The sequence below is a fragment of the Eisenibacter elegans DSM 3317 genome, from assembly GCF_000430505.1.
In the GTDB taxonomy this organism is placed as follows: Bacteria; Bacteroidota; Bacteroidia; order Cytophagales; family Microscillaceae; genus Eisenibacter; species Eisenibacter elegans.
Genome location: NZ_AUMD01000011.1, coordinates 85,460 through 98,904 on the forward strand (window position 1 = coordinate 85,460; position 13,445 = coordinate 98,904).

The window sequence follows — 13,445 nt, forward strand, 5'->3', positions numbered from 1 at the left end:
ACCGACTCATGAAAGAATCAACGCTGAACGCAAGCCAAAACCGCAAACCGATGTGGGTAATCGGTATCTTGTCTGTAGCGATACCCTTGGTGGTGGCTTTTTTACTCTTTGGCTCTAAGGCTACCCGCATCGAAGGGCTGAATGTGTCGCTATTGCCACACCTCAACGCCATACTCAACTCAGCTACTTTTGTCTGTCTGCTGGCAGGAGGACTGTTTATTCGCCAAAAAAACATCGCCTACCATAGAGCTGCCATGACGACGGCCTTTGTCTTGTCTTCGGTGTTCTTGGTGTCTTATGTGATCTATCACAACAATGCTGACTCCACACCCTATGGCGGTGAGGGTATCCTGAGAACGATTTACTTCTTTATTCTCATTACACATATCTTGTTGGCGATGGTGGTGGTGCCCCTAGTGCTGATGGCACTTTACTACGCTTGGACACAACAAATCAGCCGACACAAGAAAATTGTCAAATGGACATACCCTGTATGGGTGTATGTAGCCGCCACAGGCGTATTGGTCTACTGGATGATTAGCCCTTACTACGTACACTGACGAACCTTTAGGCTTGACCACTTGTTAAAAAATTATGAGATACGTATTTCGAGTTTTTGTGTTAGCCCTGTTGGGAATGTTGAGCACTACCACTGCTTGGGCGCAGTGTGCGATGTGTCGTGCTACTATCGAAAGCAATATCAGTGATGGTGGTGCAGGCTTAGCCAGAGGGCTTAACGCAGGCATCTTGTATTTAGCTGCTTTCCCTTACTTGGTGGTGCTTGCGATAGCCTTGCTTTGGTATCGTCGTAGCCGCCAGCTACGCCTTCGTAGCCGGCGAGCCTATTAGCTTATACCAAGTTGTATTTGAGTCAAAGACTTGCTTGATTCTCTACGATTTTTAGCACACACCTGCCCAATTTCAGCTTGGGAGGAGTAAGCGCCAAAAGCCCTTCAGAATCAATAAAACCAGACCCAGTGAATCCAGTGAATATTGGTACGATGTCCATGGAGTATAACATCATTAAACCGCGCAACTTTTATGTGGATAGAAACAGACAATAAACTCAAGCGAACCTTTGAGTTTGCTAACTTTGTGGAAGCGTTTGGCTTCATGACTCAAGTAGCACTACTGGCCGAAAAAATGGATCATCACCCTTGGTGGGCAAATGTCTACAACAAAGTCGACATAGAACTGACTACCCACGACGCAGGCAATACCGTTACCCAAAAAGACCATGAGCTTGCCAAAGCCATAGATACATTATTGGCATAGCAGGGGTTTGCAAATGCTTGATAAAAGCCTTATTTTAGCTCAAAAAATAACAATATGCCTAAGCTCTCAATAAACTGCTTGCAATTTTTGACACTAGCAATATGCTGCCTGCTGCTTGTCGGAAGCCTTACAGGGCTTCAAGCACAAGGAGAGCGTCAGTTCTTGATACTCTCAGGAGTCGTGGTAGCTGGAGAAGAGTCTGACCCCTTGCCGCGTGTCAATGTATACATCCCCAAAGCAGGGCGTGGTACATCTACCAATTATGATGGCTTTTTTGTGATGCCTGTGATGCCCGGCGATAGTATTATTATGAGCTATGTAGGCTATAAGAAGCAATATTATATCGTTCCTTTGGACAAGCGCGAGAGCTACTCGGTAGTCTTTGAATTGAGAGAAGATGTAACGAATCTGCCCGTCATCGAAATTTTGCCATATCCTACCGAAGAGCTTTTCAAAGAAGCATTCCTAGCCCTCGAACTACCCGACGAAGAGCAGGTACGCCAAGTACGCGAAAACCTCAACCGCCAGCTCTTGACCTACTGGGCCTATACAATGCCGATGGATGGCCGTCTCAATTATCGGTATTATACCCAGATGCAGGTTCAGCAACTCGAACAACGCAATTCATTACAGGGAATTTCTCTCATGAACCCTTTTGCTTGGGCAGAGTTCTTTAAATCTGTGAAGCGTGGGGAGCTGAAAAAAGAGCGATTCCAACAATACAACAAAGCCAAATAAGCGCTACGCAATAAAGGCACTTTTCATATTTGTTTTTGGCTTACCCTTCGAGCCGAGCCATCACCTATAGCCCTCGCGCCGAATGACCCAAATCATGCTATCCCTCCTATTGGGTGCGGGGAATTACTTGGCTCAGCGCTTGCCTGCTTCGCACCCTCGTGCCCAAATGTTTAAGCTGTGTACACACGTACAACTCCATACACGGCATACTCCAAGCTGCGCTATCATCAACACTCACATTCACTACGCATTATTTATCATTCAAATATGAGCAAGCAAAAACCCGCACTTCCCAAAGGCACCCGCGACTTCGGGCCGGAGGTAATGGTAAAGCGCAATTATATTCTCGATACCATCAAACGTACGTTTCAAAAATTTGGCTTCCTGCCGCTCGAAACACCCTCCATCGAGCGCTTCGATGTCTTGACAGGCAAGTATGGCGAAGAAGGAGACCGCCTTATCTTCAGAGCATTCAACGCCGGTTCGCTGCGCAACTACAGCCCTGAAGATTATCGCCAAAAGGGAGAGCAAGTCATTCAAGAAATGGCCGACAGCGCTCTGCGCTATGACTTGACCGTGCCCTTTGCCCGATATGTCGTGATGAATCGGGGGACACTGACCTTCCCCTTCAAACGTTACCAAATTCAACCTGTATGGCGTGGCGACCGCCCACAGCGCGGGCGATACCGAGAGTTCTATCAGTGTGATGCTGATGTCGTCGGGACAGACTCGCTGCTCTGTGAGACCGAAATTGTATTGATGGTCAATGAAGTGCTTCAAAACCTTGGTATTCAAGATTTTACACTTAAGATAAACAACCGAAAAATTCTCACTGGCATTGCCGAAGCTATCGGTGCGCCCAGCCGCGAGGCCGACCTTTGCGTAGCCATCGACAAGCTCGACAAAATAGGCCAAGCCAAGGTCAATGAAGAACTGCAAGAGCGTGGTTTTGATGCAATGGCTATCACCGCATTGCAGCCATTGTTTGACCTGAACGGTAGCAATACCGAAATCCTAGCCCAACTCGAAACCTTACTTGCCAACAGCGCTATCGGCCTACAAGGGGTGGCTGAGCTGAAACAAATGCTAGCATACCTGCAAGATTTTACCCAAAACCCACAAGCGGATAGCGCACTCAACACACAACTAGACGTGATGTTGGCACGGGGATTATCCTATTATACCGGGGCAATTTTTGAGGTGAAAGTCAACAATGTAGCCATTGGCAGCATTAGCGGAGGTGGGCGCTATGACAACCTTACGGGTACTTTTGGCTTAGAAGGGGTGTCAGGGGTAGGCTTCTCGTTTGGGGTAGACCGTATCTTTGATGTAATGGAAGAGCTACAGTTGTTTCCCGAAACAGTACAACAAGCTACGCAGGTATTGTTTACCAATTTTGATGAGGACACCATGCGCTATAGCTTACCGCTTTTGCAAGCCTTACGCAATGAAGGTATCCGTGCAGAGATGTACCCTGAAGCATCCAAACTCAAAAAACAACTCAACTATGCCAATGCTAAGCAAATTCCATTTGTCATCCTGATAGGAGAGGAGGAGCGCCAACAACAACGCCTTGGCCTGAAGAATATGCAAACCGGAGAGCAGCAGAATTACACGCTCGATGAGGTCGTTACTATCGTAAAACAAGCCTAATACTGAGTTGATTCGCTGAATGCACGGGTTATACACCTCTGGATATTTTTGGAAAAATAGTCCCGACTGCCAAACAGTTACCGTAGGTAACCCCCTGCTTCGAACGATGGGGGAGCGCTGGCGTTAATCGACCTTTTGAGAGGCTGATATTTATGATGAAGTGATACACAAAGCATACGCTCCCAGAGGGGCGTGCTCTCAACCCCATAATGTTTTGTAAATATTTCACCCCCTTCGGGGTGTATAATAATTGAAATCAGGGGTGTTCAAAGGCTATCTAAATCTATACGAAACAGTACAGGACTATTTTTCCGCTTCTATCCTGATAAACACTGTCAGGTCATTGCTTAGAGTCAAGCTACTGCCCCCTATATTATAATCGCGGCGGTTGAGTGTCAGCTCTCCCTCAAAAACAGCGACTTTCTCTTGAGGTCGAAAGCTAAAGGGTAAGGTAACTGTTTTGCTTGTTCCTTTGAGCGTGAGGGTGAATACACCACTATACTTTTGCCCTCCTAAGGCCTTAAAACTTTGTGACTTCATCGTAATCGTGGGGTACTTGTCGACATCAAAGTAGTCTGCCGCCCGCAGATGTTTGTCGCGCATCGCAATGCCAGTATTGATGGTATTGCTTGGGATAGAGGCCTCTATTGTGCTTTGCGCTAGCTGGCTAGGCTCAAAACTCAGTTGAGCTTTTAGGTTGCTAAAAGACCCTTCGACCCGTAGGCCTGCATTGCGGATGTGGAAAGTAACACTACTTTGTTTGACTTTCCAGGTAGTTTGAGCGGTAGTTTGCATTATCAAAAGGCAAAAGCACCCCGTCCAGACGAGGGTGTTGAAAAAGGAAACTGAACTTTTTATCATAGCTTTTCGTTGTTAAACTTGGATTTCAGGTAGAAAATCTAATGCTATTCAGGCTTTGATGTAGTTTAGCCAAATTATCTTTGTCAATAGCGCAAAGCCTGCCATTCACCAAGCACTAAACCACCCCACCCTATTTAGCGGTATTTTATTGTTAGAGGTTATACGTGTTATAACGTCTATTAAACATTGTGCGTCCTACATAAGTTTGGGAAATTCGCATACTTTTGATGGTTTTATCTTCTGCTCAATACAATTATGGATTCTAAAGATATTCAAAGTCCTTCTTGGTGGCTTCTAGCACTAGAGCTGCGCGCTGTATTGGAGGCTGGAGCTTATGCACTTACTTTTCTGCCCTTGGCCAAAACGCTTAAGCCTTTCCCCCGAGGGGAGAACCATCCTGTGTTGGTTTTGCCAGGCTTCTTGGCCAGCGACCTGTCTACGGTGATTATGCGCGATTTCATTCAAGACTTGGGGTATGACCCCTTCCCGTGGGAATGTGGACGTAATTTGGCCGATTATGAAGAAATTCAGAAAATCATCAGCCTGAGACTCAAGAATATCTATCAAACCAGTGGGGGCAAGCCCGTAACCCTGATTGGTTGGAGTTTGGGCGGCATCTATGCCCGTGAGTTAGCCAAGGAGCACCCTGAGTTTGTAAGGCAGGTCATCACGCTCTCCTCTCCTTTCAAGGGCATCACCAAAGACAATAATATGGTCTGGATTTATGACCTTATCAAAGGAGGTAAGCCACTGCCACCATCCTTGTTAGAGTCGCTCAAAACACCGCCACCAGTACCTACTACGGCTATTTATAGCAAGAGCGATGGGATTGTTCCTTGGCAATACTGCGTAGAAGACGAAAGTATACATCGCTACATCGAAAACATAGAAGTACCCAGCAGCCACTGTGGCGTAGTACACAATCCCTTTGCCTTGGCTTGTATCGCCAATCGCTTGGCCCAACCCCTAGGGCTGTGGAAGCCCTTTGAAGAGGTCAAGTTTGAAACTTTCAAGATACAACAATAAATTGCTCCCTGTGCCCCCATGGCGTGGGTAGAGGTTTCAGAGATAACAAACCATCACGCAGCTTTCGAGACACGAGTTTTGGCGTATGGTAATCTTAGATTAACAAAATTTGCTCATAAAACAAGCGTGCTGTAACAAAAATATGGCACGCTTTAAAATTTTTGCCAAAAAATTTGCTACTTTATTTCAAAAAAGTTAATTTTGTTGGCAATTGGAGTACTTGTGCCTTTGCAGGCCTTCACCCTAACGGATTTTTACTATGTTTTTGAGCAAAAACCTAAAATACTTGCGCGAGCGCAACAACCGCCAAACCCAAGAAAATCTTGCCGATGCCTTGGGGATTACGCGTAGCGCCGTAAGCTCTTATGAAGATGGCCGGGCAGAGCCTAAATTAGTGGTGATGAATCGCATCGCACAATATTTCAATATTACCCTAGACCAACTCCTCAATGTAGACCTCTCCCGTATGCGTGAGGAGGATATTGCCCGCCAGCGCGAAGTAAGCAAATATGCTTCTGCACACAATCTCCGCATCTTGACCATTACTGTAGATAAGGAAAATAACGAAAACGTGGAGCTAGTTCCTGAGAAGGCACGCGCCGGATATACTACAGGGTATTCAGACCCTAATTATTTGAGCAACCTGCCCAAATATCAATTGCCTTTCTTGCCCCAAGGCAAAACATACCGTGCTTTTGAAATTACTGGTGACTCGATGCTACCCTTGTTGCCCAATACCATCGTCATTGGGGAGTATGTAACCAACTGGACAGACCTGCGCGATGGGCAAACCTGTATTGTGGTGTCTAAAAATGAGGGAATTGTACTCAAGAAGGTCTATAACCGCATCAAAGATAGAGCGACATTGTTGCTCAAGTCGACCAATATCCAATACCGCCCCTATGAAATTCCGGCAGAAGAGGTATTGGAGATTTGGAAATTCTCAGCCTATATCAGCCGCGAGTTACCCGAAGAAGTACACTCTTACCACGAGCTGCGCGAGGCCTTTGACCGACTAGAAGAGGAAGTACAAGAACTCAAAACATTTACCAAGGCCAAAGCATAGGGCTACAGCCCTTTCGCAGGGTTGCCGGCTACAGTTGCGCCCTGAGGCATATCATCTATGACGTTGCTGCCCAAACCAATCATCGCATCAGCCCCGATGGTTCGGTTTTGCAAAATGCGAGAACCGCTGCCTAGCCATACTTGACGACCTAAGCGCACCCCACCAGCTACTACACAATGACTGCCTATCCAAGTGTAGTCTTCTACCAATACATCGTGATGTAGCACCGTGTAGGGCAACACAATGATGTGATTGCCAAGGTGTACTCCCGGCATGATGACTACCCCAGCCATCAACAAACAGTTATGACCTATGTGGCTATGGGGAGATACTTGGGCTGTCGGATGAATCAGGGTTCCATAGCGTGCAGGGGGGATGGCTAGGCTTTCCACAATTTTTTGCCGTTGCCTGAAACTATTGGGGCTGGCCTGTACGGCCAATACTTGAGCTTGAGGATAGATTTCCAAAGCCTCTCGCCCCCAAACGGGGTAACCTAATAGTGGTGATGATTGCTTGTCGGCGGCATCGTCTACAAAACCCAATAATCGATCTTGTGCACCAAGACAAGTCAAGGCCTCTATGGCATTGGCTCCTGCCGGAAAAAACAGCCATTCTTTCATCATGCGATTATCCTTGCTCCAAAAATTGATGTAACACAATCAGTGCCCACAATTGGTGATACCGCCAATATTCCCCAGATTCAAAACGCTGTACATATTGTTGTACCAAGGTTTCGTCTACCAAACCCACACGGCGGATGTTTTCTGTTGATAAATGTTGCTCGATGAGGTAGTGCCAATCTTGTTGCAGCCATTTTGCGAGTGGGATAGCAAACCCGCGTTTTGGGCGCTCAAACATCACAGACGGGAGATAACGATACAACACTTGTTTGAGTAAGTATTTATCTTGACCCTGAAAGCGCTTCAGCTTGGGCGAGAGCTGCATACTCCATTCTGCTACCCGATAATCCAACAACGGAACCCGCAGCTCCAGCCCGCAGGCCATACTCGCACGGTCTACCTTAGTCAGCAAGTCGTCGGGCAGGTAATATTGTAGTTCCCACAAACTCTGACGCGTGGCAGCGCTAAGTTTAGCCGGCGGCTCATACATCCAATGGAGGCTGGGGTTTGGTTTGCCCATTAGTTCGGCGGCTTGTTGAGGGCTGAAAAACAATTGTTCTTGCGAAAAGAGATAGGCTTGACGGTGCTGAGTAGGCAGCTGTAGAAGTTGTCCAGCCTTGGCCAAGCGGGCTCTTTGCATACTAGGCAGGGGGAGGTCTGCGGCCAGGGATAGTCCTTGTCCAGTCATCCTCCGTAGGTTGCCCAAGGCCTTTAGATATTGCAAACGGGAAGCCAACGGATAGCGACCATAACCCCAGAAAAGCTCGTCCCCGCCATCGCCTCCCAAGGCGACACTCACCTCTGCCCGAGCCGCCTGAGACAGCAGCAAAGTAGGCAAGGCCGACGAATCAGCAAAAGGCTCATCGTAGAGCTGAGGTAGCTGGGCGAGGCGGGTTTGTGCCTCTTGCCACGAAAGCCTGAAGGTTTGGTGTGTTGTCCCCAAAGCCTTGGCCACCCCTTCGGCATAGGGCGCTTCGTCGAAATCAGCCTCGACAAAACTAATCGAAAAAGTTTTGATAGGGCTTGCTTGCACCTCTGCGGCTAGAGCTGCCACTAGGCTCGAATCGATGCCACCACTCAAAAACACCCCTACAGGCACATCACTAATCAGCCGATAGTTGACAGCGCTGCGCAGCAAATCCTGTAGCTGCTCAGTAGCCGTGGGCAAGTCTGTTATCAGTGGAAAGCGGGGGGTGGGAAGTTGCCAATAAGGAGCTAGTTGCCATTGCCCCTCTATGGTGAGGGTTGCCTGATGTGCAGGGGGAAGCTTATATATATGCGTGTAAGCCGTATAAGGAGCTGGGATAAAACCCCATTGCAAATAGTAGGACAGAGCTTCGGTATGGTGTTGGAGCGGGATATTGGCCTGACCCATCAATGTTTTGAGTGCTTTCAGCTCAGAGGCAAAAGCGAGCCGCTGCCCGTCCCAATAGTAATAGAGCGGCTTGATACCCAAGCGGTCGCGGCAGAGGTGGATGCGGTGGTGGTGGGTGTCATAAATAGCCCAAGCAAACATTCCGTTGAGTTGATGTACACAAGCATCGCCCATTTTGGCAAACAACGCAAGTAGTACTTCCGTATCGCTGCGCCCTTGAAGGGCAAGCTGATGTGTGTGTGCCAGCTCGCGGAAGTTGTAAATTTCGCCGTTGTATACCACCACATAGCGCCCACAGGCGCTAATCATTGGTTGTTGGCCGGCAGCCGAGAGGTCGAGAATGCTCAAGCGGCGATGTCCAAGGGCGCAGTATTGATCAGCAAAAAGCCCCTCTGCATCGGGTCCCCGATGTGCGAGGCGGGCTGTCATCGCCGCAAGACCTTCAAGAGTAAACAGTGGGGGGCTGTTTTGGGGCTGAAACCAGCCAGCGATTCCACACATAAGCGGTGTTGTAAGCGTGCTTTAGGAATAGGTTTGCGCGGGCAAAGGCAGCTCCATCAACCAATCTTGGTAGACTTTGCCGCCCATTTTGAAGTCATAATGTCCTGTATGAGCAAAGCCCCATCGCTCATAAAAACGCACAGCACCTTGATTTACACTGCCCCAAACCCCTACCCATAGCCGCTCAAAGCGCTCCTGTTGTACGGTGTCGAGCACTACCCGCATTAGCTGACTGCCTACGCCTTGGTTCTGTGCTTGGGGGCTAAGATAAAGCTTTTCTAGGTTGGCCCAAGGGCCTAGGCGCTGGTGGCTTGGGTACTGATAACGGACTAGTTTGGCATAACCGACCATATGGTGGCCGTCGAGGGCGAGCCAAACACTGATACGGGCATCGGCCAAAGATTTGCGGATGGCTTCGGGGTGAAAAGCTTCGGCAATGTACTCGTCCATATATTGACGGTCTTCTTCACTTACATTGGGGTAAGCCACATCAAAGGTATAGGCAGCCAAGGTAGCCAGTTGGGGCGCATCTTCAGGAGTAGCGAGGCGTATGTATAGATTATCGGCCATAAACAGATGGTTATAAACGTTCGCCTGTAACGGCACAGGACTGCTCAAGGCGGTTGATTCCGCTGTTACGTATTTGAAAAGAAAAACTGATGTTTTGCCCGTCATCCGAAAACACGCCGGCACCTTCAATATCATAAATGCGACCAGTTTCGCTACGAACGGCTTGGGGTTCGATTCTAAAATTATCTCCATTGAGCACAGCGCGGGCTTCGATTTTTTGGTTAAAGAAATTTTCAATGATTAAGTTGTTGCTACCAGCACGCCGTACCGTAATGGTGTAAAAATCAGTTAAGCCACCGCCACAAGCTTCGGAGACGATATAAGAACCCTCAAAGCGGCCAAGGGTTTCAAAATCCTCTTCTAAAAGCGAGCAAGCGCTGAATAAGGTTAGGGGTAGCAATGCTACCAAATACCTCAATTTTGCGAATGAATACATCGTATATGCGAATGATTGTGAAAAACTATTGCCACTCATAACAGAAAGGCAGGGTGTGGAGACAAAGATAAGAAAGGAGCTGTGAGCGACAGGTTTTCCAAGTTTAGGACTTGCTCCGGTGCGCTCACAGTGAGCTACTACAGGGTTGTAGTACGAAGGGTCTTTGCAAAAATACTATTTTCTGATAAAAGCTCCTAGTTGTTCTTCAAAAGCCTGCATGAGCTTCTGCATTGTTTTGTCAATCACTTTATCGGTCAGTGTTTGTTGCTCGTCTTGTAGGATGAAGCTGATAGCATAGGCTTTTTTGCCAGTGTCAAGCTTATCGCCTTCATACACATCAAACACATTCATTTGTTTGAGCAGCTTGCGCTCCTTGCTGTAGGCCAAGGCTTCTATCTCACGATAGCTAACGTGTTTGTCTAACACAAGCGAAAGGTCGCGACGCACTTCGGGGAACTTGGCCACCTCTTGGTATTGTACTTCGGGGCGGTATTTGGCCGAGAGGTAATCCCAATCAAGCTCGGCGTACCAAACTTCTTGTTTGATGTCCAATTGTTTGGCCAAAGATTTTTTTACCAAGCCCAACTTGGCTACCGGATGTTTGCGGTACATCCAAGTGAGGCCGTATTCAAACAAATCAGTTGGCGCGTCTTGGGTGTTCAACTGTCCTTGCAAGTTTAGTTGCTCCAGCAGGCGTACCACAACTCCTGCCGCTTCGTGGAAGCTCAGGGCTTTGGTGGGGTTTTGCCAGCTTTCGGCAGTGCTGTTGCCTGTGAGCCATAATGAGAGCAAGGTTTGTTGTCGATATTTTTGGTCTACCGAAGCCTCAGCATCGGCCTCAGGGTTGCGGTGATACGCCTTACCGAATTCGAAGAAGCGCAAGTCTTTCTGGCGGCGGTTGATGTTATAGGCAATGGCTTCTAACCCTGAGAAGAGCGGTGTTTGGCGCATTACTTCCAGCTCCTCACTTAGCTTGTTGAGGATATACACCCGCTTATCACGCTCTAGCCCGGCTACGGCATCGGCATAACGGGGCGCAGTGAGGGTATTGGTCATAATTTCCAAAAAGCCCTGTGTTACTAAGCCATGTGCAAGACGCTGTTGGAGCTTATTGGCATCTACTACAGGGAATTTGGCCAAATAATCAGCGGAAGCGTGGGGGTGTAGGGGCACATTGTCGTAGCCGTAGATGCGCAAAATCTCCTCTATTACATCGGCTTCGCGCTGTACATCTACTCGGTAAGGCGGCACGGCGACGATCAGCTCTTCGGCAGTAGTTTGTAAGAGCTGGATATCGAGGCTTTGGAGAATTTCTTGAATCTGGGCGTGGGGGATGGCTACTCCTATCAGGCGGTTGATGTGGGCATACTTGAGTGTTACCTCTGTAGCTTTGATAGGCTGTGGGTAGAGGTCTAGCACATCCATACTGATTGTTCCACCGGCCAACTCTTGAATAAGCAGCGCAGCTCTTTTGAGTGCTTCTACGGTCTGGTTGGGGTCTACGCCACGCTCAAAGCGGAACGAGGCATCAGTTTTGAGGCCGTGTTTGAGCGAAGAACGGCGGATATATTCAGGAGAGAAATAAGCACATTCGAGGAATACATTGCGGGTTTGGGCTGTAATACCCGAATCAACCCCGCCAAACACCCCTGCTAGGCACATAGGGCGGCGGTTGCCGTCGGCAATGACCAGATCTAGGGCGCTGAGGCTGCGGGTTTGGCCATCTAGGCTTACAAAGGGTGTGCCCTCGGGTAGGGTAGTAACGATGACCTGCCGCCCTTGGATTTTGTCGGCATCGAAGGTATGGAGGGGTTGCCCCATTTCGTGCAACACATAGTTGCTGATATCTACAATATTGTTGATTGGGCTGAGGCCGATGGCTTTGAGGCGTTGTTGTAGCCATTCGGGCGAGGGAGCCACCGTTACACCGCTGATGGTTACGCCAGCATAGCGTGGGCAGGCCTCTGTATTTTCGACTTTGATGCTGACGGGGTAATCTTGGTTTTGAACCACAAAGGCGCTCGTATCAGGCGTGCGGATGGGGCGTTGGAGCAGGGCGCGCAAGTCGCGGGCTACACCTATGTGTGAGGCTGCGTCGGCGCGGTTGGGTGTGAGCCCTATCTCAAATACTTCGTCAGAGCGGAGGTCAAAATAGTCGGCGGCGGGCGTACCGTTGGGAAGTTCAGTTTGAAGCACCAAAATCCCTGCGTGCGATTTTCCAAGCCCCAGCTCATCTTCGGCACAAATCATTCCTTCGGAGGCTTCTCCTCTAATCTTGGCTTTTTTGAGGGTAATAGGCTCGCCTTCAGTGGGGTAGATGGTTGTGCCTACGAGCGCCACCAATACTTTTTGGCCGGCGGCTACGTTGGGTGCTCCACAGACAATCTCGAGCGGAGTAGCAGCCCCTACATCTACCGTGGTTTTGCGGAGCTTGTCTGCATTGGGGTGTGGCACACAAGTCAGTACTTCTCCTACGACTACGCCCGCCAGTCCGCCACGGACGCGCTCAAAAGGTTCAACAGACTCTACTTCGAGTCCGCTACCGGTAAGGTGTTGGGCAACGGTGTTTGCCTCTTCGGGCAATTCAATGTAGTCGCGAAGCCAATGCAGGGAGATTTTCATAAGTCAAAAGCAAGAATACCGCCTTCATAAGCCGAAGAAGCTACAGGCGGGTATGGTCTGAAAAATTGGGTCTGAGACAGTATTTGGCTAATTATCCAAAGGCTTCAAAGTTACAGAAAGCTTTTGGAAAATAAAACAACCGATTTTTGTATTAGCGCCTCTGTAGCTTGTTTTTGGGTAGGGAATGGGCGGGCGAAGGTAGCTATGGGCGCATAATGGTAAGGAAGGGCGCACACTGGTGTGGTATACAGGGGAGTAGTAGGACAATATGGATAACATAGAGGTATAAGAATGCCGTTTTGGCTTACTGCGTTTGTAAGCCAAAACGGCATCAAGTCAGAGAGACAACGTTTCTACCGGCTATGCTTCGCCCATTTGCCCACTAAAATGAATAGGAGTTTTGGAGGTATCTTGAGGCATCTGAATGGCACCATAGGTTTCCTCATACTGTCGGATATTGTCGTTGAGGGCTGCTACTAGGCGTTTGGCGTGTTCGGGGGTCAAGATAACACGCGATTTGACTCTTGGCTGTGGCAAACCAGGCATCATACGGATAAAATCCAGCACAAATTCAGCGTTGGAGTGTAGAATCATCACCAGGTTGGCATATTCTCCTTCGGCCAACTCAGCAGGCAGCTCTATATTGTGTGGATTAGGCTCTTGAAGGTCTTGCTCTTCTATGTTCATCAGATTTGTGGGAAT

Annotated in this window: 14 protein-coding genes; 7 read left to right on the plus strand and 7 right to left on the minus strand. The window is 48.6% G+C overall.

Features of this window, described 5'->3' with window-relative positions; genetic code table 11:
- Window positions 1-8 precede the first annotated feature (8 nt).
- From G499_RS0100995 to hisS, 5 genes are all read left to right on the plus strand, one after another.
- Window positions 9-560, plus strand: a complete 552-nt coding sequence (locus G499_RS0100995) for a DUF420 domain-containing protein (protein WP_026998393.1) — start codon at window positions 9-11, stop codon at window positions 558-560.
- 34 nt (window positions 561-594) lie between these two features.
- Window positions 595-849 carry a hypothetical protein gene (locus G499_RS0101000; RefSeq protein WP_026998394.1) on the plus strand — a complete coding sequence of 85 codons (255 nt, stop codon included), beginning with the start codon at window positions 595-597 and terminating at the stop codon, window positions 847-849.
- 192 nt (window positions 850-1,041) lie between these two features.
- Window positions 1,042-1,275 carry a 4a-hydroxytetrahydrobiopterin dehydratase gene (locus tag G499_RS0101010; protein WP_026998395.1) on the plus strand — a complete coding sequence of 78 codons (234 nt, stop codon included), beginning with the start codon at window positions 1,042-1,044 and terminating at the stop codon, window positions 1,273-1,275.
- An 87-nt stretch (window positions 1,276-1,362) separates the two neighbouring features.
- A complete protein-coding gene (locus G499_RS18265; RefSeq protein ID WP_161627662.1) occupies window positions 1,363-2,013 on the plus strand; it encodes a carboxypeptidase-like regulatory domain-containing protein in 651 nt (216 codons plus the stop codon).
- 267 nt (window positions 2,014-2,280) lie between these two features.
- Window positions 2,281-3,666, plus strand: a complete 1,386-nt coding sequence (hisS, locus tag G499_RS0101020) for a histidine--tRNA ligase (RefSeq protein ID WP_026998396.1) — start codon at window positions 2,281-2,283, stop codon at window positions 3,664-3,666.
- Between the two features lie 303 nt (window positions 3,667-3,969).
- Here hisS and G499_RS0101025 read toward each other — a convergent pair whose 3' ends face one another.
- On the minus strand, window positions 3,970-4,461 hold the full coding sequence (locus G499_RS0101025; RefSeq protein ID WP_051295809.1) for a YceI family protein: 492 nt from the start codon (window positions 4,459-4,461) through the stop codon (window positions 3,970-3,972).
- Window positions 4,462-4,782: 321 nt separating this feature from the next.
- Between G499_RS0101025 and G499_RS18270 the strand changes: the two genes are divergently transcribed.
- Both G499_RS18270 and G499_RS0101035 read left to right on the plus strand, forming a co-directional pair.
- The gene (locus G499_RS18270) at window positions 4,783-5,553 is read left to right on the plus strand and encodes an alpha/beta fold hydrolase (RefSeq protein WP_035726225.1); all 771 of its coding nucleotides are present in this window, start codon (window positions 4,783-4,785) and stop codon (window positions 5,551-5,553) included.
- 259 nt (window positions 5,554-5,812) lie between these two features.
- Window positions 5,813-6,619 carry an XRE family transcriptional regulator gene (locus G499_RS0101035; protein ID WP_026998398.1) on the plus strand — a complete coding sequence of 269 codons (807 nt, stop codon included), beginning with the start codon at window positions 5,813-5,815 and terminating at the stop codon, window positions 6,617-6,619.
- Between the two features lie 2 nt (window positions 6,620-6,621).
- Here the strand turns inward: G499_RS0101035 and G499_RS0101040 are convergent, their stop codons facing one another.
- The 6 genes from G499_RS0101040 to G499_RS0101065 form a co-directional block, all read right to left on the minus strand.
- Window positions 6,622-7,242, minus strand: coding sequence for a NeuD/PglB/VioB family sugar acetyltransferase (locus tag G499_RS0101040; RefSeq protein WP_026998399.1), 621 nt, complete (start codon window positions 7,240-7,242; stop codon window positions 6,622-6,624).
- Window positions 7,243-7,246: 4 nt separating this feature from the next.
- Window positions 7,247-9,115, minus strand: a complete 1,869-nt coding sequence (gene asnB / locus G499_RS0101045) for an asparagine synthase (glutamine-hydrolyzing) (protein WP_026998400.1) — start codon at window positions 9,113-9,115, stop codon at window positions 7,247-7,249.
- Between the two features lie 21 nt (window positions 9,116-9,136).
- Window positions 9,137-9,685: a GNAT family N-acetyltransferase gene (locus G499_RS0101050; RefSeq protein ID WP_026998401.1), complete on the minus strand. Its 549-nt coding sequence runs from the start codon at window positions 9,683-9,685 to the stop codon at window positions 9,137-9,139.
- Window positions 9,686-9,695: 10 nt separating this feature from the next.
- Complete coding sequence (locus G499_RS21970; RefSeq protein WP_161627663.1) at window positions 9,696-10,121, minus strand: hypothetical protein; 426 nt, start codon at window positions 10,119-10,121, stop codon at window positions 9,696-9,698.
- A gap of 174 nt (window positions 10,122-10,295) precedes the next feature.
- Window positions 10,296-12,743: a phenylalanine--tRNA ligase subunit beta gene (gene pheT / locus G499_RS0101060; protein WP_026998403.1), complete on the minus strand. Its 2,448-nt coding sequence runs from the start codon at window positions 12,741-12,743 to the stop codon at window positions 10,296-10,298.
- 360 nt (window positions 12,744-13,103) lie between these two features.
- Window positions 13,104-13,430, minus strand: a complete 327-nt coding sequence (locus tag G499_RS0101065) for a DUF3467 domain-containing protein (protein WP_026998404.1) — start codon at window positions 13,428-13,430, stop codon at window positions 13,104-13,106.
- Between the last annotated feature and the right edge of the window lie 15 nt (window positions 13,431-13,445).

Coding starts and splice junctions, on each gene's coding strand:
- pheT (WP_026998403.1), bottom strand. CDS start 12,743: ATGAAAATCTCCCTGCATTGGCTTCGCGACTACATTGAATTGCCCGAA.
- G499_RS0101040 (WP_026998399.1), bottom strand. CDS start 7,242: ATGATGAAAGAATGGCTGTTTTTTCCGGCAGGAGCCAATGCCATAGAG.
- G499_RS0101050 (WP_026998401.1), bottom strand. CDS start 9,685: ATGGCCGATAATCTATACATACGCCTCGCTACTCCTGAAGATGCGCCC.
- G499_RS0101010 (WP_026998395.1), top strand. CDS start 1,042: ATGTGGATAGAAACAGACAATAAACTCAAGCGAACCTTTGAGTTTGCT.
- G499_RS0101025 (WP_051295809.1), bottom strand. CDS start 4,461: ATGCAAACTACCGCTCAAACTACCTGGAAAGTCAAACAAAGTAGTGTT.
- G499_RS0100995 (WP_026998393.1), top strand. CDS start 9: ATGAAAGAATCAACGCTGAACGCAAGCCAAAACCGCAAACCGATGTGG.
- hisS (WP_026998396.1), top strand. CDS start 2,281: ATGAGCAAGCAAAAACCCGCACTTCCCAAAGGCACCCGCGACTTCGGG.
- G499_RS21970 (WP_161627663.1), bottom strand. CDS start 10,121: ATGTATTCATTCGCAAAATTGAGGTATTTGGTAGCATTGCTACCCCTA.
- G499_RS0101065 (WP_026998404.1), bottom strand. CDS start 13,430: ATGAACATAGAAGAGCAAGACCTTCAAGAGCCTAATCCACACAATATA.
- asnB (WP_026998400.1), bottom strand. CDS start 9,115: ATGTGTGGAATCGCTGGCTGGTTTCAGCCCCAAAACAGCCCCCCACTG.
- G499_RS0101000 (WP_026998394.1), top strand. CDS start 595: ATGAGATACGTATTTCGAGTTTTTGTGTTAGCCCTGTTGGGAATGTTG.
- G499_RS0101035 (WP_026998398.1), top strand. CDS start 5,813: ATGTTTTTGAGCAAAAACCTAAAATACTTGCGCGAGCGCAACAACCGC.
- G499_RS18270 (WP_035726225.1), top strand. CDS start 4,783: ATGGATTCTAAAGATATTCAAAGTCCTTCTTGGTGGCTTCTAGCACTA.